Source organism: Bizionia sp. M204 (assembly GCF_023205095.1).
Taxonomy (GTDB): Bacteria; Bacteroidota; Bacteroidia; order Flavobacteriales; family Flavobacteriaceae; genus Algorimicrobium; species Algorimicrobium hallyeonense.
Window position 1 is genome coordinate 2,163,837 of the sequence record NZ_CP046242.1, and the last position, 23,911, is coordinate 2,187,747.

At 34.6% G+C, this 23,911-nt stretch carries 25 protein-coding genes; 10 read left to right on the forward strand and 15 right to left on the reverse strand.

Annotated elements, in window-relative coordinates; translation table 11 throughout:
• Positions 1 to 50 precede the first annotated feature (50 nt).
• The 4 genes from GMA17_RS09930 to GMA17_RS09945 are packed head-to-tail and all read right to left on the reverse strand — an operon-like array spanning position 51 to position 3,143.
• Positions 51 to 854, reverse strand: a complete 804-nt coding sequence (locus tag GMA17_RS09930) for a carboxypeptidase-like regulatory domain-containing protein (RefSeq protein WP_248395565.1) — start codon at positions 852 to 854, stop codon at positions 51 to 53.
• 7 nt (positions 855 to 861) lie between these two features.
• Complete coding sequence (locus GMA17_RS09935; protein WP_248395567.1) at positions 862 to 1,605, reverse strand: hypothetical protein; 744 nt, start codon at positions 1,603 to 1,605, stop codon at positions 862 to 864.
• Positions 1,592 to 2,371 carry a carboxypeptidase-like regulatory domain-containing protein gene (locus GMA17_RS09940; RefSeq protein WP_248395569.1) on the reverse strand — a complete coding sequence of 260 codons (780 nt, stop codon included), beginning with the start codon at positions 2,369 to 2,371 and terminating at the stop codon, positions 1,592 to 1,594. Before GMA17_RS09940 ends, GMA17_RS09935 begins: the two co-directional genes overlap by 14 nt.
• Positions 2,358 to 3,143: a hypothetical protein gene (locus GMA17_RS09945; RefSeq protein WP_248395571.1), complete on the reverse strand. Its 786-nt coding sequence runs from the start codon at positions 3,141 to 3,143 to the stop codon at positions 2,358 to 2,360. The genes GMA17_RS09940 and GMA17_RS09945 overlap by 14 nt, the downstream gene beginning before the upstream one ends.
• A 113-nt stretch (positions 3,144 to 3,256) precedes the next feature.
• Between GMA17_RS09945 and pepE the strand changes: the two genes are divergently transcribed.
• The 4 genes from pepE to GMA17_RS09965 all read left to right on the forward strand — a co-directional run bounded on the left by pepE (position 3,257) and on the right by GMA17_RS09965 (position 6,543).
• Positions 3,257 to 3,964 (forward strand): dipeptidase PepE, encoded by a 708-nt coding sequence (gene pepE / locus GMA17_RS09950; RefSeq protein ID WP_248395573.1) that lies wholly within the window; start codon positions 3,257 to 3,259, stop codon positions 3,962 to 3,964.
• 2 nt (positions 3,965 to 3,966) lie between these two features.
• Positions 3,967 to 4,446, forward strand: coding sequence for a GNAT family N-acetyltransferase (locus tag GMA17_RS09955; RefSeq protein ID WP_248395575.1), 480 nt, complete (start codon positions 3,967 to 3,969; stop codon positions 4,444 to 4,446).
• A gap of 130 nt (positions 4,447 to 4,576) precedes the next feature.
• A complete protein-coding gene (gene gpmI, locus GMA17_RS09960; RefSeq protein ID WP_248395577.1) occupies positions 4,577 to 6,094 on the forward strand; it encodes a 2,3-bisphosphoglycerate-independent phosphoglycerate mutase in 1,518 nt (505 codons plus the stop codon).
• A 35-nt stretch (positions 6,095 to 6,129) separates the two neighbouring features.
• A complete protein-coding gene (locus GMA17_RS09965; RefSeq protein WP_248395579.1) occupies positions 6,130 to 6,543 on the forward strand; it encodes a BT0820 family HAD-type phosphatase in 414 nt (137 codons plus the stop codon).
• Between the two features lie 3 nt (positions 6,544 to 6,546).
• Here GMA17_RS09965 and GMA17_RS09970 read toward each other — a convergent pair whose 3' ends face one another.
• Complete coding sequence (locus GMA17_RS09970) at positions 6,547 to 7,818, reverse strand: acetyl-CoA hydrolase/transferase family protein (protein ID WP_248395581.1); 1,272 nt, start codon at positions 7,816 to 7,818, stop codon at positions 6,547 to 6,549.
• A 121-nt stretch (positions 7,819 to 7,939) separates the two neighbouring features.
• Between GMA17_RS09970 and map the strand changes: the two genes are divergently transcribed.
• From map to GMA17_RS09985, 3 genes are all read left to right on the forward strand, one after another.
• Positions 7,940 to 8,758 (forward strand): type I methionyl aminopeptidase, encoded by an 819-nt coding sequence (gene map, locus GMA17_RS09975; RefSeq protein ID WP_248395583.1) that lies wholly within the window; start codon positions 7,940 to 7,942, stop codon positions 8,756 to 8,758.
• A 2-nt stretch (positions 8,759 to 8,760) separates the two neighbouring features.
• Positions 8,761 to 9,525, forward strand: a complete 765-nt coding sequence (locus GMA17_RS09980; protein ID WP_248395586.1) for a class I SAM-dependent methyltransferase — start codon at positions 8,761 to 8,763, stop codon at positions 9,523 to 9,525.
• Between the two features lie 162 nt (positions 9,526 to 9,687).
• Entirely contained in the window at positions 9,688 to 10,068 is a 381-nt protein-coding gene (locus GMA17_RS09985; protein ID WP_248395588.1) for a DUF423 domain-containing protein, read from the forward strand.
• A 33-nt stretch (positions 10,069 to 10,101) separates the two neighbouring features.
• Here the strand turns inward: GMA17_RS09985 and GMA17_RS09990 are convergent, their stop codons facing one another.
• From GMA17_RS09990 to GMA17_RS10030, 9 genes are all read right to left on the reverse strand, one after another.
• Complete coding sequence (locus GMA17_RS09990; RefSeq protein WP_248395591.1) at positions 10,102 to 11,409, reverse strand: hypothetical protein; 1,308 nt, start codon at positions 11,407 to 11,409, stop codon at positions 10,102 to 10,104.
• Between the two features lie 199 nt (positions 11,410 to 11,608).
• Complete coding sequence (locus GMA17_RS09995) at positions 11,609 to 12,586, reverse strand: FAD:protein FMN transferase (protein ID WP_248395594.1); 978 nt, start codon at positions 12,584 to 12,586, stop codon at positions 11,609 to 11,611.
• Positions 12,587 to 12,666: 80 nt separating this feature from the next.
• The gene (locus GMA17_RS10000; RefSeq protein ID WP_248395597.1) at positions 12,667 to 13,044 is read right to left on the reverse strand and encodes a Na(+)-translocating NADH-quinone reductase subunit F; all 378 of its coding nucleotides are present in this window, start codon (positions 13,042 to 13,044) and stop codon (positions 12,667 to 12,669) included.
• A gap of 155 nt (positions 13,045 to 13,199) precedes the next feature.
• Positions 13,200 to 14,507: an NADH:ubiquinone reductase (Na(+)-transporting) subunit F gene (nqrF, locus tag GMA17_RS10005; RefSeq protein ID WP_248395599.1), complete on the reverse strand. Its 1,308-nt coding sequence runs from the start codon at positions 14,505 to 14,507 to the stop codon at positions 13,200 to 13,202.
• Position 14,508: 1 nt separating this feature from the next.
• Positions 14,509 to 15,246, reverse strand: coding sequence for an NADH:ubiquinone reductase (Na(+)-transporting) subunit E (gene nqrE, locus GMA17_RS10010; RefSeq protein WP_248395601.1), 738 nt, complete (start codon positions 15,244 to 15,246; stop codon positions 14,509 to 14,511).
• Positions 15,247 to 15,309: 63 nt separating this feature from the next.
• Positions 15,310 to 15,969, reverse strand: coding sequence for an NADH:ubiquinone reductase (Na(+)-transporting) subunit D (locus GMA17_RS10015; RefSeq protein ID WP_248395603.1), 660 nt, complete (start codon positions 15,967 to 15,969; stop codon positions 15,310 to 15,312).
• A gap of 2 nt (positions 15,970 to 15,971) precedes the next feature.
• Complete coding sequence (locus tag GMA17_RS10020; protein ID WP_248395606.1) at positions 15,972 to 16,781, reverse strand: Na(+)-translocating NADH-quinone reductase subunit C; 810 nt, start codon at positions 16,779 to 16,781, stop codon at positions 15,972 to 15,974.
• Between the two features lie 2 nt (positions 16,782 to 16,783).
• Positions 16,784 to 17,989: an NADH:ubiquinone reductase (Na(+)-transporting) subunit B gene (locus GMA17_RS10025; protein WP_248395608.1), complete on the reverse strand. Its 1,206-nt coding sequence runs from the start codon at positions 17,987 to 17,989 to the stop codon at positions 16,784 to 16,786.
• Positions 17,990 to 18,028: 39 nt separating this feature from the next.
• On the reverse strand, positions 18,029 to 19,384 hold the full coding sequence (locus tag GMA17_RS10030) for a Na(+)-translocating NADH-quinone reductase subunit A (RefSeq protein ID WP_248395610.1): 1,356 nt from the start codon (positions 19,382 to 19,384) through the stop codon (positions 18,029 to 18,031).
• Positions 19,385 to 19,579: 195 nt separating this feature from the next.
• On the opposite strand from GMA17_RS10030, the gene GMA17_RS10035 reads away from it, so the two are divergent.
• Both GMA17_RS10035 and apaG read left to right on the forward strand, forming a co-directional pair.
• Positions 19,580 to 20,833, forward strand: a complete 1,254-nt coding sequence (locus GMA17_RS10035) for a DUF5103 domain-containing protein (RefSeq protein WP_248395612.1) — start codon at positions 19,580 to 19,582, stop codon at positions 20,831 to 20,833.
• A gap of 96 nt (positions 20,834 to 20,929) precedes the next feature.
• Complete coding sequence (gene apaG / locus GMA17_RS10040) at positions 20,930 to 21,316, forward strand: Co2+/Mg2+ efflux protein ApaG (protein ID WP_248395614.1); 387 nt, start codon at positions 20,930 to 20,932, stop codon at positions 21,314 to 21,316.
• A gap of 15 nt (positions 21,317 to 21,331) precedes the next feature.
• Here apaG and GMA17_RS10045 read toward each other — a convergent pair whose 3' ends face one another.
• Positions 21,332 to 22,039 carry an NRDE family protein gene (locus GMA17_RS10045; RefSeq protein WP_248395616.1) on the reverse strand — a complete coding sequence of 236 codons (708 nt, stop codon included), beginning with the start codon at positions 22,037 to 22,039 and terminating at the stop codon, positions 21,332 to 21,334.
• Between the two features lie 148 nt (positions 22,040 to 22,187).
• Between GMA17_RS10045 and pruA the strand changes: the two genes are divergently transcribed.
• A complete protein-coding gene (gene pruA, locus GMA17_RS10050; RefSeq protein WP_248395618.1) occupies positions 22,188 to 23,816 on the forward strand; it encodes an L-glutamate gamma-semialdehyde dehydrogenase in 1,629 nt (542 codons plus the stop codon).
• Positions 23,817 to 23,911 lie beyond the last annotated feature (95 nt).

The window sequence follows — 23,911 nt, forward strand, 5'->3', positions numbered from 1 at the left end:
AAATGCTAATGTAGTTATTCATTGGGTTCAAAAATTATTCCATCTTAAAATTACGGATACTTTATGTTTTTATTAGCATAATAAATAAACAGCTTTTCTTTAAGATACTCATAGTGATTAACCGCTGATTTGTTTTTACAACGTTCTAGAAAGTCTGGTTGTTCTGAAACAAAAAAGAGAAATTCCATAACATATACATCCTCCAAAGGGTAATCGGCAAAAACAGTTTCCGAAATATGGGTTCTTAAATGATACATAAGCGCTTCTTTTTCTTCTAATTGCACATACGTTTTCATTTCTTTGGTTCTACCGGTGATAGCATTAATAACCGGAACCAACCTAATTGAAGCTCCTAAACCTCCTAAAGAGCCACCGAGTTTTGGGTGTAAATCGCCAGCATCTTTTAAATGTCGTTGTGTCTGTGTTAATGGTTTGCCTTGATAACTGGGAATACCCGCTTTTTTAGATGTCATGGGTTCGCCTTCCACATTAGCCACATCAGAATTCATATTTCCCGTTAAAACTTTTCCAACGATTACCTCATCTAGTTTATTTACGTGTTCCAATAAGGTAATAACTACTGTTCCGTTTTTATAAGTTTCTTGGTCCACCATAAGCATTTGCAATTCATGCTGAAGGGACGAAAAAATTAAGGTATCCTGTAACTTGACTTCAATTTCAAACAGTCCAAAACTATTAGTAATAGTGTTCTTTTTTGATGATTTATTAATAACATGAACATTCTCGGCATCTTGAGATGTTAGTACTTTTCCCCGAAGCATTTTAGTTTGCGCAACCACATGGTGCTGCGTAAAACCACAAACCAAAATCAGGATGCATAGGAATTTACCCATAACACGTTCACCTTTTTATATTTTGTTTATAGCGTTCCAATTTTTCAACTAAAAACTGCAAAACATCAATTCCATTTATACTTTTACAACGCTCTAAAAATTTCGTATCTTCAGAACAAAAGTAAAAATAATCCATACGCAAAGCTGGTTCTAATGGATAATTAGTAAACAAATCAGCCTCATGAGCCACGCGAATTTTGTGCAAAAGCTCATCTTTCTCTTCGAGTTCTGCTTGCCTTTTATAGCGTTCAATGTTGCCATTAATGGTGTTTACCAGCATGCCAATCATACCACTTTTAGCATAACTTAAACGCCTTTCGGTTTGGGTGGGCATTTTTCCTTGAAAACTAGGAATACCTGCTTTTTTAGCTGTCATGGGTTCGCTTGCTATGGATTGAACATCTTGCAATAAATTACCTGAAAGCACTTTTCCTACCACGACTTCATCCAGCATATTTACTAAAGGCTCCAAAAACACCTGAATTTGTTTCTCCTGAAGCATTTCAGCGTCTACAACCAAAGAAATTAATTGATGCTGAATAGATGAAATTATAATGACATCATTCAGCTTTCCCGGAATTACAAACGCGCCAGAAGCATTGGTAATGGTGAATTTTTTTGATGTTTTATTAATAATATGAATATTTTCAGCATCTAAATTTGTGATAACCTGACCTTCCAAATCTATAGTTTGAGAAAACATATTTGCGGTGAAAATAAATAGTAAGAATCCAAATCTAATCGCTTTCATGAGTATGAGCGATTTTTAGATTTTGTTTGAAAACGCGTAATTTTTCAATTAGATAATTCAAAATTTCAATAGATGATTTGTTTTTGCAACGCGCTAAAAAATCTGGTTGTTCGGAAGCAAAGTAAAAATACTCCATAACATATTCATCTGGTAACGGATTTTCAGTGAACAAATCGTTAGAAAGCTCGTTCTTTATACTAAACATTAAATCGTCCTTCTCCTCTAATTTAACCTGTTTTTTCAACTTTTTGGTTCTACCCGAAATGGCATTTAAAATAGGATTGAGCGGAATGATCCCGCCTCCCGTAGTCGCTTCGTTTAATTTGCGTTCGCTTTGGGTTTTAAGCGGTCCTTGATAACTGGGAATGCCTGCTTTCTGAGATGTCATCGGTTCCTCTTCAACACTAGAAACATCTAACACCATGTTCCCTGTTAATATTTTTCCAACGACTACTTGATCCAATTCATTTAATTGCTCTTCTAAAGTAACCACCAAGGTTTTATTTTGTATAATTTCAGCATCTATTAAAACAGATGTAATTTTATGTTGAATAGATGTAAAAATCAACGTATCATTTATAGTTGCAGAAATCTGAAACGCCCCATCAGCATTAGTGATCGTAAATTTTTGTGCCGTTTTATTAATAACGTGAATGTTCTCTACGTCTGTTGTACTTTGCACTTTCCCGGATAGCACTATAGTTTGTGAGTAACTTTGTTGAACTGTAACCAACAGCAATAAAAGAAATAATTTAATTCTGCCCATTAGTTTGTTTTAAAAACAATTCGCTTTGTTCCTGCAAGAACTCCATACGATTCAATTCGTTTTTCTCTCCTAACATGCTGACTTCAAATCCGTTTTCCAAACAAAATGCAAAAAATGGTTCAACCTGTTTTAAAGGAATATTGTACGTTTCATTAATGTATTGTGGTGAATAAATATCGGCTAAATCCAATGGTCTTTTATCACGAAGTAATTGAACAGATTCTTTTTTTAAAGATGCATTTAATAATTTATTGATTCCAAAAATATTTGCAAAATTCAACCCATTATAAAAAACACCAGGATCGGCAGCTATATTTTGTGGTTTTGTAAATTCATCTTCACCAAATTCCAAATTGCTCAAATCGCCAAAACTCATAAGAATTGCTTTTTGAGTTTCGGCATTTTTAATATCAACTAATAAATCGCCTGTTAACTTGGATGGCAACAAAATTACTTCGCTTAAGGTATTAATAGCTTCCACTAAAAATAAGCGCAGTTTTTTAGAATCAATAACATCTTGAGTTATCACAACTGTTCGTGCTTCATATTGTAAAGCCGAAACCTCCAACACATCTTTAATAGCCACTTCCATGATAAAATCACCATCAATATCCGCAATGGTTCCTTTGTTAGATGAAATATTAAAAATGGTAACACCTTCCACATCGCTATTCGCTATAATTTTCCCTTCCACTTCAACACGTGTTGTATTTTGAGAAAAAACAGTTCCAATTGTAAATAAGAAGAGAAATCCGAGTAATTGATGTTTCATAGTGGTAGGTTTAGTTGTGATAAAGAAACTATTTCAAATCTTAATTAAAATGCAAATAGTAGATAAACTTTTGTTAAATCCAATGTTTACTTAAATTTACAAAAATTTGGCTTATGAAACAATTACTTATTGCAAGCACATCAACTATTCATGGTAGTGGATATTTAGATTATTTATTGGAAGAATTGCAGGTGTTTTTTAAAGATTGCCAAACTATTTTATTTATTCCTTATGCACGACCAGGCGGTATGTCGCATGATGAGTATACCCAAAAAGCACGTGAGGCTTTTCAAAAAATTAATAAAAACGTGATTGGGATTCATGAGTTTGAATCGGCTACCGAAGCAATAAATCAAGCTGAAGGTATTTTTACAGGTGGAGGTAATACCTTTGTTTTGCTTTCTCAATTGTATAAAAACAACTGTATGGAAGCTTTAAAAAATGCCATTCATGCCGGCATACCATATTTAGGAACTAGCGCTGGCAGTAATATTTGCGGTTTAACTATTAATACCACCAATGATATGCCTATTGTATATCCGCCAACGTTTAAGGCACTAGCCTTTGTACCATTTAATATTAATCCTCATTATCTAGATCCCATCCCGAATACCAAACACATGGGTGAAACCCGCGAAACACGAATTAAAGAATTTCATGCATACAACACATTTCCTGTTGTTGGATTACGTGAAGGTAGTTGGTTAGAAGTAAAAGGTAAATCCATCACCTTGAAAGGAACTTTAGATGCTCGAATTTTTGAATATGAAAAGGAACCTTATGAAATTAAAACGGATACTAGCTTACAGCATTTAACATAAGTATGACAACTAATTTCCATAAAATAGACCAATTTAACTATTGTGTTAAGCCTATTTCTGCTGAAGAAACCTATGCTGTTAGACAACCGGTTTTAAGAGCCGGTAGACCTATTGAAGATTGTGTTTTTGAAGGTGACAAGTTAGCATCAACATGCCATTTAGGATTATTTTATAAGGAAACTATTATTGGCGTTGCCACGTATATAAAAAATAAAAACGCCGTTTTTCCTGAAGAACTACAGTATCAATTACGAGGTATGGCTATTTTAAAAAATCATCAACAAAAAGGCTTGGGAGCACTTTTAATTCGGGCAGGTGAAGCGAAATTATTAAAAATGAAGGTTGACAGATTATGGTTTAATGCGCGCGAAGTGGCCACCAAATTCTATGCAAATCATGGCTATCAAATTGAAGGAGACAGCTTTAATATTGAAAGTATTGGTATTCATTTTTTGATGACTAAAAAACTTTTTTACGTGTGAAAAACAATTTAAAGCAACCTGCTGTTTTTAGACCTCAATTATAAACTCACGAGCATTTTCAGGCTTAATTTTGAAACCAAAGAAATAATAAACGCCTATCTTTGTGCTTTAAATTATTAGCATTTTTACCATGGATAAAAAAGTGATATTAATGATTTTAGACGGTTGGGGGAAATCTCCCGACCCTAAAGTTTCCGCTATAGATCATGCCAACACACCATTTATAGATTCTCTATATTCTAAATATCCACATGCTAGTTTACGAACCGATGGCTTGCATGTTGGACTCCCTGAAGGTCAAATGGGAAATAGCGAAGTGGGTCACATGAATCTTGGCGCTGGACGCATTGTATATCAAGATTTGGTGAAAATTAATTTGGCCGTAAAGAATAATACCCTCAAAGACGAGCACACCTTAATGGATGCCTTTAACTACGCAAACATTCATAACAAACCTGTTCATTTTGTAGGTTTGGTAAGTGATGGTGGTGTGCATTCTCATATTAATCATTTATACGGATTAGTTGATGCGGCCAATCAAGCCGGTGTTACCAATTCGTATGTTCATGCCTTTACAGATGGTCGTGATGTGGACCCAAAGTCAGGTTTTGATTTTATTTCAAAATTAGAAAATTTTATAATTAATTCACCAACCGAATTAGCCAGTATTACGGGTAGATATTATGCCATGGATCGGGATCAACGTTGGGAGCGTATTAAGTTAGCGTATGATGTTTTGGTGAATGGCATAGGAACTCCAGCAAAAAATGCCACGGACGCTATTCAACAAAGTTATGATGCCGGTATTACAGATGAGTTTATAAAACCTATAGTTATGGTTGATGGGCAAAATCAACCAAAAGCAACCATCAAGGATGGCGACGTAGTAATCTTTTTCAATTTTAGAACAGATAGAGGTCGTGAGTTAACGGAAGCACTTTCGCAAGTGGATTTTCATGAGCAAAATATGCATAAGCTTAATTTGTATTTTGTAACCATGACGAGTTATGATGACACTTATAATAACGTTCACGTCGTGTATCATAAAGACAATCTAAATAATACGCTTGGCGAAGTTTTAGAAAAGCACAATAAGAAACAGATTCGGATTGCCGAAACTGAAAAATATCCACACGTAACATTTTTCTTTTCTGGTGGTCGTGAAACACCGTTTACAGGTGAAACTCGAATTTTAAGAAACTCCCCAAAAGTAGCTACCTACGATTTAAAACCCGAAATGAGTGCCTACGAATTGCGTGATGCTTTAATTCCAGAATTGCAGAAAGGCGATGTAGATTTCGTCTGTTTAAATTTTGCAAATGGAGATATGGTTGGTCATACAGGTGTTATGGCTGCAGCAATAAAAGCTTGTGAAGTGGTGGATACGTGCGTTAGAGATGTTATAACAACAGCGCTTGAAAATAACTATACCACATTACTAATTGCCGACCATGGTAATTGCGAGACCATGATAAATCCAGATGGCTCACCAAATACAGCACATACCACAAATCCAGTTCCAATAATTTTAATTGACAAGGATTTAAAATCTATTAAAGATGGGGTTTTGGGCGATTTAGCACCAACAATTTTAAAACTCATGGGAGTTCCACAACCGGAAGCCATGACGCAACATCCTCTTATATAAGCTTAATTTTGTATTTTAGGAATTAGATGTAATCTATGAATTTCACCGATAAACTTATTATAGCCGTCGATTTTGATGGAACCATTGTAGAAGATGCCTATCCAAAAATTGGAAAGCCTAAACTATTTGCTTTTGAAACACTTGAACGCTTGCAAAAAGAAGGTCACAGAATAATTTTATGGACATATAGAAGCGATATTCGTTTAGCAGAAGCTGTTGCGTTTTGTAAAGAAAATGGCTTGGAATTTTATGCTGTAAATAAAAGTTTTCCGGAAGAGCAATTCGATTATACGAAAAGTCGAAAAATCCATGCGGACATTTTTGTAGATGACAGAAATATAGGTGGTCTTTTGGGTTGGGGTGAAATTTATCAATTGCTTGCCAACCCAAAGTACCATCCTCATAAACTTCCAAAAAAGAAAGGATTATTTTCCTTTTTTAGAAGATAAAATTTATCCTCTTATTAATTCAAAGTAACTTTTATCAACAGTCTCTTGATGATCAGGATGTGCTATATTTACTAATGCTTTCACGCGTTCTTTAATAGTTTTCCCGTACAAATTGGCAATACCATATTCCGTAACCACATAATGCACATGCGATCGGGTTGTTACCACACCAGCTCCAGGTTTTAAACTTGGAACAATTCTACTAATTCCAGATTTTGTTGTAGATGGCAAAGCAATAATTGCTTTTCCGCCTTCACTTAAGGAAGCACCACGAATAAAATCCATTTGCCCACCAACACCGGAGTACATGTGTGCTCCAATAGAATCTGCACAAACTTGTCCCGTAACATCCACCTCTATAGCAGAGTTTATAGCCACCATTTTAGGATTTCGTTTTATAATAGACACATCATTTGTGTAATTAGAAGCCCGCATTTCTACAAATGGATTATCATCTACATAGTCATAAAGTCGCTTGGAACCCATTAAAAAGGTTGTTAAAGCGCGACCACGATTAATGCCTTTATAGTTTCCGTTAATGACATCGTTCAAAATTAAATCAATAACACCATCGGAAAACATTTCCGTATGCAGGCCTAAATCTTTATGATTCGTTAAGCGTGTTAAAACGGCATTTGGAATATTACCAATTCCCATTTGAAGTGTACTTCTATCTTCAATTAAACCCGCTACATGGGTTCCAATTTTACTTTCAATTTCGGAAGGCGTTACCATGTCATGCGTTGGTAAAGCTTCATCACAATCTACAAAAACATCAATTTCAGAATGGTGAATAATTCCCGCGCCATGGGTTCTTGGCATTTGTACATTTACTTGTGCTATAACAACATCTGCATTATCAATAGCGGCTAACGTTGCTTCAACAGAAACACCTAAAGAGCAATAACCATGTTTATCAGGTACGGACACATGAATAAAAGCATATTGTAAATCCACAATATTACGTTTAAAAAGCAAAGGTAATTCACTTAAAAAAACAGGCGTATATGAACCGTTTCCTGCTTTCAAGGTGTGCCGCACATTTTTTCCTATAAAAAAGGAATTCACATGAAAACTATCCCGATATTCTGGGTTCGCATAAGGGGCATCACCTTCGGTGTGTAGCTGACAAATTTCTACATTGCGTAATTCTTCATGTCTTTCTGTTAAAGCACGAAGTAAAACTTGCGGTGCTGCGGCAGCTGCTTGAATATAAATTTTACTATTTGATTTTACGATTTTTACGGCCTCTTGCGCCGAAACTGACTTATACATAGGTTCCAATTTTAAAGTGCAAAGTTCGAGAAAAAGAATGAAATAAAAGCTGTCAAAAGTCATATTCCTAAAGATTACATAGCTTGTTTAAATTAAGTATCTTTGCCCATATTTTTGAATTATGATTATAGTAAAAACAAGAGAAGAGATAGAATTAATGCGTGAAAGTGCTTTAATTGTATCTAAAACTTTAGGAATGCTTGCCAAAGAGGTAAAGCCGGGTGTTACCACATTACAATTAGATAAATTGGCCGAAGATTTTATTAGGGAGCAAGGTGCTATACCTGGATTTTTAGGCTTGTATGATTTTCCAAATACGCTTTGTATGAGTCCAAACTCACAAGTTGTCCATGGGTTCCCAACAAATGAACCTTTGCAAGAAGGCGATATTATTTCTATAGACTGTGGTGCCATAAAAAACAACTTTTATGGTGATCACGCCTACACATTTGCTGTTGGCGAAATAGCTCCTGAAATTCAAACGCTTTTAGATGTTACCAAGCAATCTTTATATGAAGGGATTCGTGAATTTAAAGTTGGTAATCGTGTTGGAGATGTTGGTTATGCTATTCAAAAATACTGTGAAGACAGAGGTTATGGTGTGGTTCGTGAATTAGTAGGACACGGCATAGGCCGTAAAATGCATGAAGATCCCGAAATGCCAAACTATGGTAAACGTGGTCGTGGCAAGAAGTTTGTGGAAGGCCAAGTAGTTGCTATTGAACCTATGATAAACATGGGAACTCATAGAATAAAACAACATCGTGATGGTTGGACCATTACTACTTTAGACAATAAACCGTCGGCTCATTTTGAACATGATGTAGCTATTGTTGATGGCAAACCTGAATTGCTTTCTACGTTTGGATATATTTATGAGGCTTTAGGGATTGTGAGTGATGAGGAGGATGCGTTTAGACAGAAGGCGTTAGTGCTTTAATAATGAAGCAACTTTTTAAAACAATTCTTAACGTTATTCCTAGACCTATATTAATTAGGTTAAGCTATTTAGTACGTCCTATTTTAGCTTTTCTCATGAAAGGCAATACCTATACAGACCCTATTGATGGCAAAAGTTTTAAAGCGTTTCTACCATACGGTTACGGGAACCAGCGTGATAATGTGCTATCACCTTCTACCCTTTCTTTAGAACGCCATAGATTACTTTGGCTTTATTTACAAAATGATACCGAATTTTTTACCGCTAAAAAAAGTGTGCTTCATTTTGCACCAGAACAATGTTTTTTAAAACGCTTTCAAAAACTTAATAACCTCAACTATACAACAACAGATTTAGAGTCGCCAATTGCAGATGTGAAAGCAGATATTTGCAATCTTCCCTTTGAAGACAATAGTTATGATATTATTTTATGCAATCATGTTTTGGAGCATATTCCAGATGATACTAAAGCCATGCAAGAATTGTTCAGAGTTATGAAACCTGGTGGTTATGGCATATTTCAAATTCCACAAGATTTAAATCGCGATAGTACTTTTGAAGATGATAGCATTACCGATAAAAAAGAACGTGCTGCCATTTTTGGGCAATATGATCATGTTAGAATTTATGGTCGTGATTATTTTGATAAACTCCGAAACGTGGGATTTAAAGTTGAAGAATTGGATTATACGTCTACACTTTCTGATCCTGAAATAGAACGCTATTGCTTGGCCAAAGGCGAAATTATTCCGGTTGTTTATAAATAAAGATTGAATGACAACTTATCATAGGATAAAAGCCGAAATGTGCGCAGAATTTTACAGAGAAATCTTGCCTTTTTTTTTAATAACTAATACTGATTTTATAGTTAGAAAATTTTAACTATTAATTTAAATAGTACTTAAACTGAACTTCTAAAACCAACTAAAATGACACATCAAATTATAACTGCAACAGCTGCAATTTTTGGAATGTTAGCCGTAATTTTTGGTGCCTTTGGCGCACATGCTTTAAAGAAAACATTATCTCCAGATCAATTACAAAGTTTTGAAGTTGGCGTGAAATACCAAATGTATCATGCCATTGTATTATTAGCATTAGGTTTTAGCCCTTACACCGTAACCGCCACAACCTACTGGTGCTTTACTATTGGTATTATTTTATTTTCTTTCAGTATTTATGGATTGGTATTATCTGATGCTATAGGAAAAAAGCTTCGGGTTTTAGGACCAATCACACCTATTGGCGGCTTGCTTTTAGTTGCTGGCTGGTTTTTGATACTGGTTAATGCGTTTTTATTGGTAATTTAAAGCGGAATGATAAATAAATGCTGTTTAAGCTATTTATTTTTGAGCTCCTGAATTTCCAACATTATTTTTAATTAAAAAATCTTCCAAAACTACCAAGGACTTATCTTTAAAAATTAAATGGTCCTTTCCGTCCACTTCCTTAAGAATTTGAAAAGTGCCATTCGTGTTTTTGACAAATTTCGAATTCCCAGAATATGTACCACTTTTATTTTCTAAAGTTTCAAATTTAACGCCTTCAGTATCCATCCATAAACTATTACCGTCCTCAATAATTTGATATTTCCCAGAACAAAAAGGCCCTACAAATTTGTAATACGAGGCATCAAACATTTTTCCATTGTAAGTGTTTAAAAACCCATGAAGTTCCTTTTTACTATTATAAATAGGATGTAAACCTCCACCAAGCGCATTTCCTATAGTGTACCAATTTTTATCCATTCTAATTTCCAAATCACTATTGAATCTATCAATAATATCATTTTTCTTCATGGTCTTTAATTGATCTTCCATATTGGGATTGGCCATATATTTTTTCGTGTTTAAATCGTAAATAAACACATTGTTGGCATTACTTGGGTAGGTTACTAGCATACCATTTGAGCGCGGTAACATAACATGTCCAAAATCATAAGCTTGCGGTAAAAATTGGGTAACGCTTGGTAATTGGTAACCGTCTTTAGAAGCTGCGTTATATGCATATATTCGTGTAGGACGCTCCACATTATCTAATAAAAGAACAAAGCCATCATATTCTATAGCTTCTTTATACGTATTTGCCTCTACCAAAACCTGACCTAAATGATCCATAATTCCAACGTTTCCACCCTTAAAATAAACAGCTATATTATATGAATTAAAGGCACTAATACTATCCATATTAATTAAAAAGGTTTCGTATTCTGCGGTCCAAATGGCTGTTAAAGAATCTAACCGTCGTTGTTGTCTTTCCTGCTCCAATTTTTCAAGTCGCAATTTTTCATCTTCAATAGCGATGGCTTCCATAGCTTCTTCAATATTTACATACATTAATAACATATCCTGATATTCGGAGGTTTTGTTATCTGGATTCAAATCAAAATACAGTTGGGTTAAAATTTTAGCTTTTGTATAATCGCGAACCTCATTACTAACCATAGCGCCAACTCGGGCTACATTACTATCTTCAATTTCCTTAATATAGCGTCTAGCTTTACTAAAGTATTCCAATGCGCTATCTAAATCGCCTTCCAATAAACTTGCTTCGGACTTCTCGACATAAATAGCACCAATTTCGGCATCAGATTGTGAAAAAACAGGCAATGCTAAAAACAACAGGAATACAGGAGTAAATAAAAATTTCATACAAACGATTTAATTAGAAAATATACGGGATACGTATCGGAGCAGATGTGTATCAACATGTTATAATCTAAAATAACAAGAAGTTTACAAAGAAAAAATGTGTAACCAGAAGTTTTCGTTAATATGTTAAATTATTACTATAAAAAACACGTTATATAACTATAAACTTAATTTTCAGAAGGTTGAAGGTGTAAAAACACTAATTTTCAGGAAAACCATTTATAGAAACCGTTTCGAATTCGTTTAGGTCATTCTCAAAAATTAAAAACACTTTTAATTCGGGATGTGCTTTTAAAAATTCCTCAACTTTTTCTATTCCCATGGCTTTAAAAGCGGTAGCATACGCATCAGCAATCATACAATTTTCTGCAATGACTGAAATACTCAGCAAATTGGTTTTACTAGGATATCCTGTTTTGGTATCGATAATATGAGAGTAGCGATTTCCTTGGTCATCAATTTTAAACTTCCGGTAAGTTCCTGATGTTGCCATAGACTCATTTTTTAAGCTTATGGCGTTTAAAATGGATTGTTCACCATCAAAATGTGGCATTTCTACACCCACTTTCCAACTGCTTTGTTTTTCTATATTGGTACCACGCGTTCGGATTTCACCACCAATTTCAACTAAATAATTTTTAACATTTTTTGATTCTAAAAATAAACCAATTACATCCACGCCATACCCTTTGGCTATGGCATTAAAATCTATAAAAGTACTAGCGGGTTTGGTAATGGTATTATTTTTAATGGAAACCTTATTAAAACCAACACCAAGCATGAGGCTATCAATTTTAAGACTATCTAAAGCCATTATTTTTCCTTCAGGACCAAAATCCCAGGCGTTTACAACTGCTCCAATTGTAGGATCGAAAGCTCCATTAGTTGCGTGATAAATTGTTTTTGCGTTGTTGAAAACATTCAGAAAATGATCATCTACTGAAACGGTTTCATTACGGTTTAATTTTGAAATATCTGAATCTGAGATGTAGGTAGACATAGATGAATTGATAACCGCAAACAGACTATCAAATTGTGGCTGATAATTGACTTCCGAATCGTAAATAACCGAATACATGGTTCCAAAAACTGGTCCTGATAACTTGGTATTTGTGGGTTCTTGTTTACAGGAAACCAATATAATGAGCATTAAAAATAGAAACCCTAATTTTTTCATATTGAAATTTATTTTTTCATTTTTTGAAGTTGCCACGTCCTAGATTCCTGTTTGCCAACAACTAGGATCGCCATGACCGTTTAATTTAAGTTGGTTTCAATTACTTGAATTCCGTTGTATTCAATAAGGTACTCTTCGTTTAAATAGATAGGTAAATCTTCGCCATTTGGATTGCCTAACCCAACGCCAGCGTAGAGAACTTTAGCATCTTTTTCAGCTGCGTGTTTTTTAAAGGTTTCCATCCAAACTATGTCATAATTATTCGGGTTATCAGGCAATAAAACCGCCCGAATTATCACAAAAAAATATTGATTATTTTTATCAATACATACAAATTGCGGATGCCTTTTTAACTTACTATTAATGGCTACAAATTCAAAACCACGTTGCTCCAAATCTTTACCAACATGGTTCATGGCTAAATTATGACGCTCTTGTTCTGTGAGTTCTTTTTTCATAGTGCAAAATTACAAATTATTAAAAAACCAAAGAGAATAATTGCATTGAAACTTAAATCTCTATTGGATTTCTATGCTGACAGTTATTCCAAATAAAAAACCCAACATGACGATGTTGGGTTTTTAAATTTATATACGTTTTAATTTTACGGATATTATCCTCCAAAATCATCAAAACGAATGTTTTCATCTGGAATACCGAAATCCTCACCCATTTTTTGAACCGCTTGGTTCATTAATGGAGGTCCACAGAAATATAATTCGATATCTTCTGGTGCCTCATGATGATTTAAGTAATTATCAATTACACAGTTGTGAATGAATCCTACGAAACCATCACCAGGGGCGTCAATATTTTCTTTTACTTTCCAATTATCTTCTTCCATTGGTTCCGATAACGCTAAATAGAACTTAAAGTTAGGGAAATCTCTTTCCAACTCATTAAAGTGCTCTAAATAAAATAACTCACGTTTAGAACGTCCACCATACCAATAGGTTACTTTTCTACCTGTTTTTAAGGTTTTGAATAAGTGATATAAATGAGAACGCATTGGCGCCATTCCTGCTCCACCACCAACATACAGCATTTCTGCTTCAGATTCGTTGATAAAGAATTCACCATAAGGGCCTGAAATAATTACTTTATCGCCTGGTTTTTGAGCAAATATATATGACGACGCAATACCTGGATTTACATCCATCCAATCGTTTTTAGCTCGGTCAAAAGGTGGTGTTGCAATACGTACGTTTAGCATAATTTCGCGTCCTTCAGCTGGATAAGAAGCCATAGAATAGGCACGCTCTACGGTTTCAGTGTTTTTCATCACTAATGGCCATAATGCAAATTTATCCCATTCGGCTTGAAACTTATCTGGTGTGTCATGTTCTTCTGGATGCGCTGTGATATCCATATCTGAAAATTTAATTTCACAGCTAGGAATTTCAATCTGGATATAGCCACCCGCTTTATAACCCATATCTTCAGGAATTTCAACAACAAACTCCTTGATAAATGATGCCACGTTATAATTACGAACAACGGTAGCTTCCCATTTCTTTATTCCAAATACTTCTTCTGGAATTGAAATTTCCATGTCTTGTTTCACTTTTACCTGACAAGATAAACGTGCTCCTTCAGCCAATTCTTTTCTAGAGAAATGTGGGGTTTCTGTTGGTAATGCTTCACCACCACCTTCTAATACATGGCACTCACATTGAATACATGTTCCACCACCACCACATGCAGATGGTAAGAATATTTTGTTAGCTCCTAAAGTAGATAATAAGGTATCTCCAGAAGCTACTTCAATTTCTCGTTCTCCATTAATTAAGATCTTTACGGGACCTGAAGGAGATAATTTTTGTTTGACAACTAATAGTAAAGTTACCAGTAGTAAGGTTATGATTAAAAACGCTATTACTGTCGTTATTACTGTTCCTAATGTTCCTGTTGCTAAAATCATATTACTCTATTACTTTAGTGTTTTCAGCTAATTCTTTAGCGTCTTCAGTTTGTATTTCTTGTACTTGTGCTGTTGGCTCTGTTGATGGTTCCCCTTCTTCATCTCCACCGGTTAACATACCACCAAAACTTAAAAATCCAATGCCCATTAAACCTGTAATTATAAACGTAATTCCTAGGCCTCTTAATGGCGCTGGCACATTAGAATATCTAATTTTTTCACGAATGGCTGCAATGGCTAAAATAGCCAAGAACCAACCAATTCCAGAAGATATTCCATAGTTAAGTGCTAAACCAAACGTTTCAATTTCACGAGACTGCATAAATAATGAACCACCTAAAATAGCACAGTTTACTGCAATTAATGGTAAAAATATACCTAGTGAATTATATAAAGATGGTGAAAACTTTTCGACAATAATTTCTACCAATTGTACCATTGTTGCAATGGTTGCAATAAACATTATAAAGGAAAGAAAGCCTAAATCCATTCCAGAGAAACCTTCTCCGTTGGCACTTCCATCTATCCAAGCTAATGCTCCTGGTTGTAATAAATACTGATCTAATAACCAGTTTAAAGGTACGGTTATAGCTAATACAAATATTACAGCTGCTCCAAGACCTACGGCCGTTGCAACTTTTTTAGATACTGCTAAGTATGAACACATACCTAAGAATACCGCAAAGACCATGTTATCTATAAAAATGGACTTGAAAAATAATTCTAAATGCTCTATCATTTTTTTATTCTTTTAAATTTTCTACTGTAGTTTTTTAAGGTCTTTTAAAAACGACTAACTAATTTAGTCTTCTATTAAATCTTTATTTCTACTACGTTGTACCCAGATAATAAGTCCCACAATAATTAACGCCATTGGTGGCATTAGCATAAAACCATTATTTTCATATCCAAATGCATATACCCCTGTTGGTCCCGTTTCTGGACTTCCAATGGGATCTCCTAAGACTGGAATGCCAAACAGTGTCCCTGAACCTAAAAGCTCTCTAAAGAAACCCACTATAACCAAAATTACAGCGTAACCTAATGCGTTTCCAACACCATCTAAAAAGGATCTCCATGGCTTGTTTGCTAAAGCGAATGCTTCAAAACGTCCCATAATGATACAGTTAGTAATAATTAAACCAATAAATACGGATAGTGTTTTACTTAATTCGTATTGAAAAGCCTTTAAAACCTGATCTACAATAATAACTAAAGATGCAACAACAACTAGTTGTACAATAATTCTAATTTTAGACGGAATGATATTTCGCATTAATGAAATAACAACGTTACCAACACCCATAACAAAAAGTACAGCAATACTCATTACTATAGATGGTTTAAGCTCTGCTGTAATTGCTAATGCAGAACAAATACCTAATACTTGAATGGTAATTGGGTTATTATCTGATAACGGATCCGTAATTAACTTTAGGTCTTTTTTTGTAAGTAGTGCCATAATTAATTGTTGTTATTTTTTAAGTTCGTAAAGTATGGTAAGTACAATTTCAAATCCTTCTTAATCATTGCAGTTACACCATCTCCTGTAATTGTAGATCCTGCAATAGCATCAACTGCGTGATCATTTTTATCAGCATTTACAGGGTCATTATTTCCTTTGGCAACGGTAATTCCTTTAAATACCCCTGCATCCGTCAATAATCTTTCGCCATAGAAATCATCCATGAAATAACGTTGTTTAATGTTTGCACCTAAACCAGGTGTTTCACCAGCGTGATCAAAAAACACACCTCTAACAACCATTTCTTCATCTAGAGCTACAAAACCCCAAATAGCATCCCAAAGTCCTTTACCTCTAATTGGCACAACATAAACCGTTTTACCGTCCTGCTGACCTTTAAATAGTGGCAAGTATCTTGATTCACCATTTTTAGCTTTAGATTGCTCTTTTTTAATGTCTATTAAATAAGGTTCTTTTCCAGCACCTTGTTCTTTAGAACTCATGAATTCCTCACGATTCATTTCTTTTAAGATTTTGCCATCTTTTACTTCTAAAACAATTTGTTCAGAAATATTAGCTTCAAATGCTTCTGCAACTTTACTGGTAGATACAAAAGCGATATCTCCTGTACCTTCATTTTCATTTACTCCTAAAGCATACAATATATTCTGCTGCTTTTCTTTTCTTTCATTTTCTTCAATATTAGGTCTTAAAGACGATGCTGTAAACGCTAATAATGAACCTACAACGACTACCATTGCAATTGCAAAAAATATCGTGTATGAATTTTTATCTGTATTAACTGCCATAATTATGCTGTTTTAACTTTTAAACGCTTCATTCTACGTTTCACATTACCTTGTACCACATAATGGTCAATAGTAGGAGCAAAAACGTTCATTAATAAAATTGCTAAGAATACACCTTCTGGGTAAGCTGGATTAAATACACGAATCATAATAGATATAAATCCTATTAAGAAACCATAAATCCATTTTCCTTTATTGGTTTGTGAAGCTGTTACTGGATCGGTTGCCATATAAACGGCTCCAAAGAGTATACTACCTATGATTAAATGTTGCCAGAATGGAACACTCATTAACCCGTAGAATTTACTTGATTCTGATATCCAACCAGCATCTACAACACCGTTGAATATTAAGCCCATAACTAAAGCACCAATAAGCGTACTTACTATAATTCTCCAGCTTCCTACTTTTGTGAAGATTAAGAATAAGGCACCAATAATTATTAAGACTTTGGAGGTTTCACCAACCGAGCCTGGAATAATTCCCCAAAACATATCCCAATAGTCATACATTACTGAATTATTTTGAGCATATGAACCCAAAATGGTTTCACCTGAAATAGCGTCTGGTGTCCCTTCTAAAGCTTTTGCTCCATGAACCCAAACCTTATCTCCCGACATCCAAGTAGGATAGGCAAAAAACAAAAAGGCACGAATAGTTAATGCTGGGTTCAGGATATTCATTCCTGTACCACCAAAAACTTCTTTACCAATTACAACACCAAAAACAACGGCTGTTGCTAACATCCATAATGGAATATCCACTGGAACAATTAATGGCACTAACATGCCTGTTACTAAATAGCCTTCTTCTACTTCGTGACCTTTAATTACAGCAAATAAGAATTCTACTGCAAGACCTACACCGTAGGAAACGATTACCAATGGTAATACCGTCCAGGCTCCGATAATCAAGTTATCTAAAGTCCAAAACGATGCTCCTAAAAACCCTTTAGCCGATTCAATTTCTCCTAAAGCTAAATAATGCTGATAACCGGCATTAAAAATTCCAAATATTAAACATGGCACCAAAGCCATAATTACAATATTCATGGTTCTTTTTAAATCATCGGCTGCTTTAATATGAGTCCCATTATGCGTGGTCTCATTCGGCAAATACAAAAAAGTATGAAGTGCGTTAAACGCAGGAGCCATTTTGGTTCCTTTGTACTTCTCCTTTAAGTTATGTAAACTACTTTTTAAACTCATCTTTATATATATTTTTCATTTTACAGTGAAAATGAATCATTATCCAATTTCTTTTATCATCACGTCCAATCCTTTTCTGATAATGGCTTGGTGTGGTTGTTTAGACACGCAAACAAATTCAGTTAAAGCAAAATCTTCTGGAGCAACTTCGTACATACCTAAAGCTTCCATTTCGTCTAAATCCTCATACATACAAGATTTTAAAATCTGCAGTGGGTAAATATCTAATGGAAAAACTTTTTCATACGTACCTGTTAGCACAAAATTCCTATGTTCTCCATTTGTATTGGTATTTAAATCGTATTTTTTGTTTGGTGTTAACCATGAGAATGTTAACGCTCTAGATGTTGATATTTTATTGAAAACGGGCTTATTCCATCCAAAAAACTCATAATCATCACCTTCTGGAATTACGGTAATAGTATTACTGTAATAATCCAAGCTTCCGTCTGGTTTCACCTGTTTTCCAGATAATACGTTTCCAGAAATAATACGATCGTTTCCATCTTTATCAACGCCATTATCATAAACCATCGTGGCAACTTCACTACCAATTTTAGTTTTAAAATAACGAGGCTTTTTAACAGACGAGCCAACTAATGCTACCAAACGTTCTGCATTGAATTTACCTGTTAAAAGTAACTCACCAATAATGACTAAATCCTGCGGATTAATAGTCCAAACGGTTTCACCTTTATTTACAGGATCAATTTTATTGATTTGTGTTCCCACGTTTCCTACTGGATGTGGACCAGAAACCTTATGAATTGTAACACCTTTTAAACCTGCTAATGGCGAAGCCCCATTTTTAGCAACTGAAACGTGTACTTGGCCTTCCGTTAATTTTCCTAAAGCATTAACCGCCGCTTGCAGTTCCGCTTCTTTTCCTTGAAGTACGTAATCATAATCTGCAACTAAAGGCGCAGAAGCATATCCTGAAATAAAAATAGCTTTTGGCGATCTTTCTGGATTTGCAATAACATCATACGGTCTTTGCTTAATAAAAGGCCAACATCCTGATGCTAGTAAATGTGCTTTAATAGCCTCTGCGGTTGCAGATTCTACATTAAACACACCGTGATCAAGATAAACTTGCTCTTTATCGGCTTGGATTTTTAATGCTAAAATGCGACGTTTATCACCTCTTGGAATGTCCACTATTTCCCCTGATACAGGCGAAACAAACATAACAGCGTCTTGAGCTTTATTATAAAAAATAGGCTCTCCTGCTTTTACTTTGGTTCCAACTTTAGCAATTAATTTTGGCGTAACACCGTGGAAGTCTTCTGGTCTAACAGTGCAAAAATTACTAATAATAGCATTTTCAGTCGCCTTTTCAGCAGCACCTTTAAGCTTGATGTCTAGACCTTTTTTAATGGTAATGTCGTTTGACATATTTATAAATCTATTTGTTAATAGTAAAAAATATCATTCTGATTTTAATTGAGGTAAAAATCGGTGCAAATTTACGAAATTATACATCATTTTATACCAGACTTCCATGAAGTTTGTTATTTATACCTATTCTAAATAAGTAAAATTATTTAGGCATAAAAATTGTTTATCTTTATCCCTTAAAACAATTATTGCATGTTTAAATCTTTTCTATCGGTATTCCTTATAATTTGTGGTCAATCCGTTTTTTCTCAAATAGCACAGGAAGTGAACCCTCCGGGTTATATTAAATCCATCACCTTTCAAGGTCAAACACGCGAAAGTCAACTTCCTATTTTAGAATTAGGCCAACAATTAATCTTGGAGTTTGATGCTCTAAATGGTGATGAGGATGATTTCTATTATAAAATTGAACATTTTGATTATGATTGGACACCTTCGCAGCTCATGCAAACCGAATATTTAAACGGTATTGACAATCAACGTATTCGTAATTACGAAAATTCGTTTAACACCTATCAAATATATTCACATTACACCTTACGGCTTCCAAATCAGCGAACTCGCGGCTTAAAAGTTTCGGGTAATTACATGATTAAGGTTTACAATGATTTAGATGAACTGGTTTTCTCTAGAAAATTTATGGTTCAGGAAAATTTAGCAAACGTTGGTGTTTCCATTAAACGCTCCCGCGATGTTAGGCAAGTGGAGCGTATGCAAAGTGTAGATATTGTTATTAACTCTGGGAATTTGCAATTTAACAATCCGCTACAAACGGTAAAAACCTTAATTATTCAGAATAATAATTTAAATTCCGCCATTAGCAATGTTCCACCACAATACACATTAGGTAACGAATTAATTTACAAATACACCAAAGAAACCTTATTTGAAGGTGGCAACGAGTATTTTTACTTTGAAAATAAAGATGTTCGCGGTGCCAATGCTGCCATTCAATATATAGAGTTATTTGAATTGTACAGCAATTATTTATTTACCAATGTGCCGCGTTTTAATAAGCCCTATACGTACAATCCAGACATTAATGGCAACTTTTTAATTACGGCTATTGATGCCGAAAAACCAACCATAGAAGCAGATTATGCATGGATGCACTTTTCATTACTATTGGACGAATTACCACCAAATCAATCCGTTCATGTTTATGGTAATTTTAATAATTATGCCGTTGATGAGTTTACTAAAATGACTTTTAATCCTACAAAAGGTATTTATGAAGTGCCTATTATATTGAAACAAGGGTTTTACAACTACAAATATGTAATTGTAGACAATCAAACCGGTAAAATAAATGAAAGTGCCATAAGTGGTAGTTTTTGGCAAACGGAAAATGACTATAAGGTATTGGTTTATTATCGCGATTTAGGCGCCAGATACGACCGTATAATAGGTATAGGTGAAGGAAATTCCGTTAATATATCCAATTAAGCCGTCTGTTAATCGACTATAAACTAATTTTTTTTATTCTCGAGTAATATTTATTACATTAGCAAACATCTAAACCCTTGAAAACCCATTAATAGCATGGTTCAACAAGTTACAAAAGGCATCAAAATTTCTGTAGAAACCCATTTTGAAGGCACCTTTTATAAAGATTATAAAATTCAGTTTGCTTTTGGTTATAAAGTGACTATTGAAAATCAAAGCAAAAGCACCGTTCAATTATACGCTAGAGAATGGACTATTTTAGACGCACTAAATAATGTTGAAATGGTTTCAGGCGAAGGTGTTATCGGTAAAAAACCAATTTTAAAACCCGGCGAATTGCATACCTATACCTCTGGCTGCCTACTTACATCGCCATTTGGAGCTATGAAAGGATTCTATAATATGATTAATTTAGAAACGGAGAAGAAATTTAAAGTGGCTATTCCTACTTTCAGATTAAGCGCGCCTTTCGCATTAAATTAGTTTTAAATTATTAATTCAAAAAAGCATTTCCTTTTCAACAACCTTTTCAGCTTGTAAATTTGTGTATCGCATATTAACACGTGAGTACCGTTTTTCAACTTGGGTAATACTAGTAGTTTTAACAAATCCGCGGTCCATAATCAATCCAAATTCAGCATGCTGATAACCTGCTGTTTTATGAAACCGCATGATAGATTCTCCCTGATAATTAGTTTGCTTTTTAAAAGTATTAAACCATTCTAATCGCAATTTTTTCATGGACTCATCGTACAACGAGGAGGAAGACCAAATTCGCGGTTCATTTGGTAATTTCTCTAGATGTTTTTGATTCCCATCCCAAACCAATTGATAAAGATTTAAGGTTCTTTCCCAATCCACAATAAGCATAGTAAAAGGCTCAATATTCGTAAAACTATAGGTCTCAATTATCTTTAAAAAATTGGGCGCTACTAAAACATCTTTAACCACAACGCCTCTACTCAATCTGTAATAATCCTCTTGTTTATGAGCTGTAAAACCACCATTCAATAAACAAACTAATCGGCTTTTTTCGCTGACACCAATCCAGGTACCTCCAGCTTTTTTATCCTTCGGATAAAGTAGGGTTACATCATGCTCCAAATAGAAATCAGGCGCTAGCGTTTCACGTGTTAGCGACTCATCCCGATTTGAAGTAAATATAAAATCCGTATTGTTTTTAGGAATAAAGGTTACTGTACACATAATTAAACGGTTTCTAAATAAAAATGAAACTTACAAAAATAGACAAACTTTTAACGTGTTTTTAAGAGCCTTTCTATCAAAAAAATAGTTAAAAAATCGTACATTTGCAGCTCGAAAACAACATAAACAATTAAATACCAATATATTCATGGGAAAAGGATTCTTTAACGTACCACTAGCAGTAAATGAGCCTGTAAAAACTTATGCTCCAGGATCGCCAGAGCGCGATGAAGTTTTAAAAGTTTATAAAGACATGTACAACAGTAAAGTTGATGTAGGCATGTACATCAATGGGAAAGAGGTGAAAACTGGAAACACGAGAACAATGTCTCCTCCACATGATCATCAACATATTGTTGGAACCTATCATTTAGCCGAAAAATCTCATATTGAAGAAGCCATTTCTACAGCTTTAGAAGCTAGAAAAGAATGGTCTCAAATGCCATGGGAACAACGCGCAGGAATATTTTTAAAAGCTGCCGAATTAATTGCAGGTCCTTACAGAGCTAAAATTAATGCTGCAACCATGATTGCACAATCTAAAAATATTTACCAAGCTGAAATTGATGCAGCTTGTGAGTTAATTGACTTTTTACGTTTCAACGTACAATTCATGTCAGATATTTACATGGACCAACCAGAAAGCACAAGCGATGCTTGGAATCGTGTAGAATATCGTCCACTAGAGGGTTTCACCTATGCCGTAACACCTTTTAACTTTACTGCTATTGCTGGAAACTTGCCGTCTTGTATGGCATTAATGGGGAATGTTGTTGTTTGGAAACCAAGTAACAACCAGATTTTCTCTGCTAAAGTTATTATGGATGTCTTTCAAGAAGCTGGTGTTCCAGATGGCGTAATAAACGTTGTTTTTGGTAATCCAGGTATGATTACAGATACAGTTATGGCTAGTCCAGATTTTTCTGGTTTACATTATACAGGTTCAACACCAGTGTTTCAAGATTTATGGAAACAAATTGGGAATAATATAACAAATTATAAAACGTACCCAAGAATAGTTGGTGAAACGGGTGGGAAAGATTTTGTTGTAGCGCACAAATCTGCAAACGCTAAACAAGTAGCAACAGCTATTTCTAGAGGCGCTTTTGAATTCCAAGGTCAGAAATGTAGTGCAGCTTCTAGAGGTTATATTCCAAGCAACCTTTGGGAAGATGTTAAAAAATATATAATTGAAGACGTGAAGTCCTTTAAGATGGGATCTCCAGAAGATATGGGGAATTTTATTACAGCGGTTATTAACGAAAGTTCATTTGATAAATTAGCGAAGTATATTGACAACGCAAAATCAGATAAAGATGCTGAAATTATTGTTGGTGGAAATTATGATAAATCCAAAGGATACTTTATTGAGCCTACGGTTATTGTAACAACCAACCCACAATATACAACGATGGTAGAGGAGTTATTTGGCCCAGTTATGACCATTTATGTATATGATGAAAACGACTTTTCAGAAACATTAAAACTAGTAGACCAAACTAGCGAATACGCTTTAACAGGCGCTATTTTAGCTACATGTCGTTATGCAGTTCAAGAAGCTACCAACGCGCTTCAAAATAGTGCTGGTAACTTTTATATTAATGATAAACCAACAGGAGCTGTTGTTGGTCAGCAACCATTTGGAGGTGCCAGAGCATCTGGAACAAATGATAAAGCTGGATCAGCACAAAACTTGTTACGTTGGGTATCACCTAGGTTAATTAAAGAAACATTTGTAACACCAGTTGATTACAGATATCCATTTTTAGGAGAATAAATATTTAAATATAAGTTTCCAAAAACCCTTAACAGTACCTGTTAGGGGTTTTTTTATGTCGTTTATCCAAAGTTTTAGTACTAATCCATTTCAGG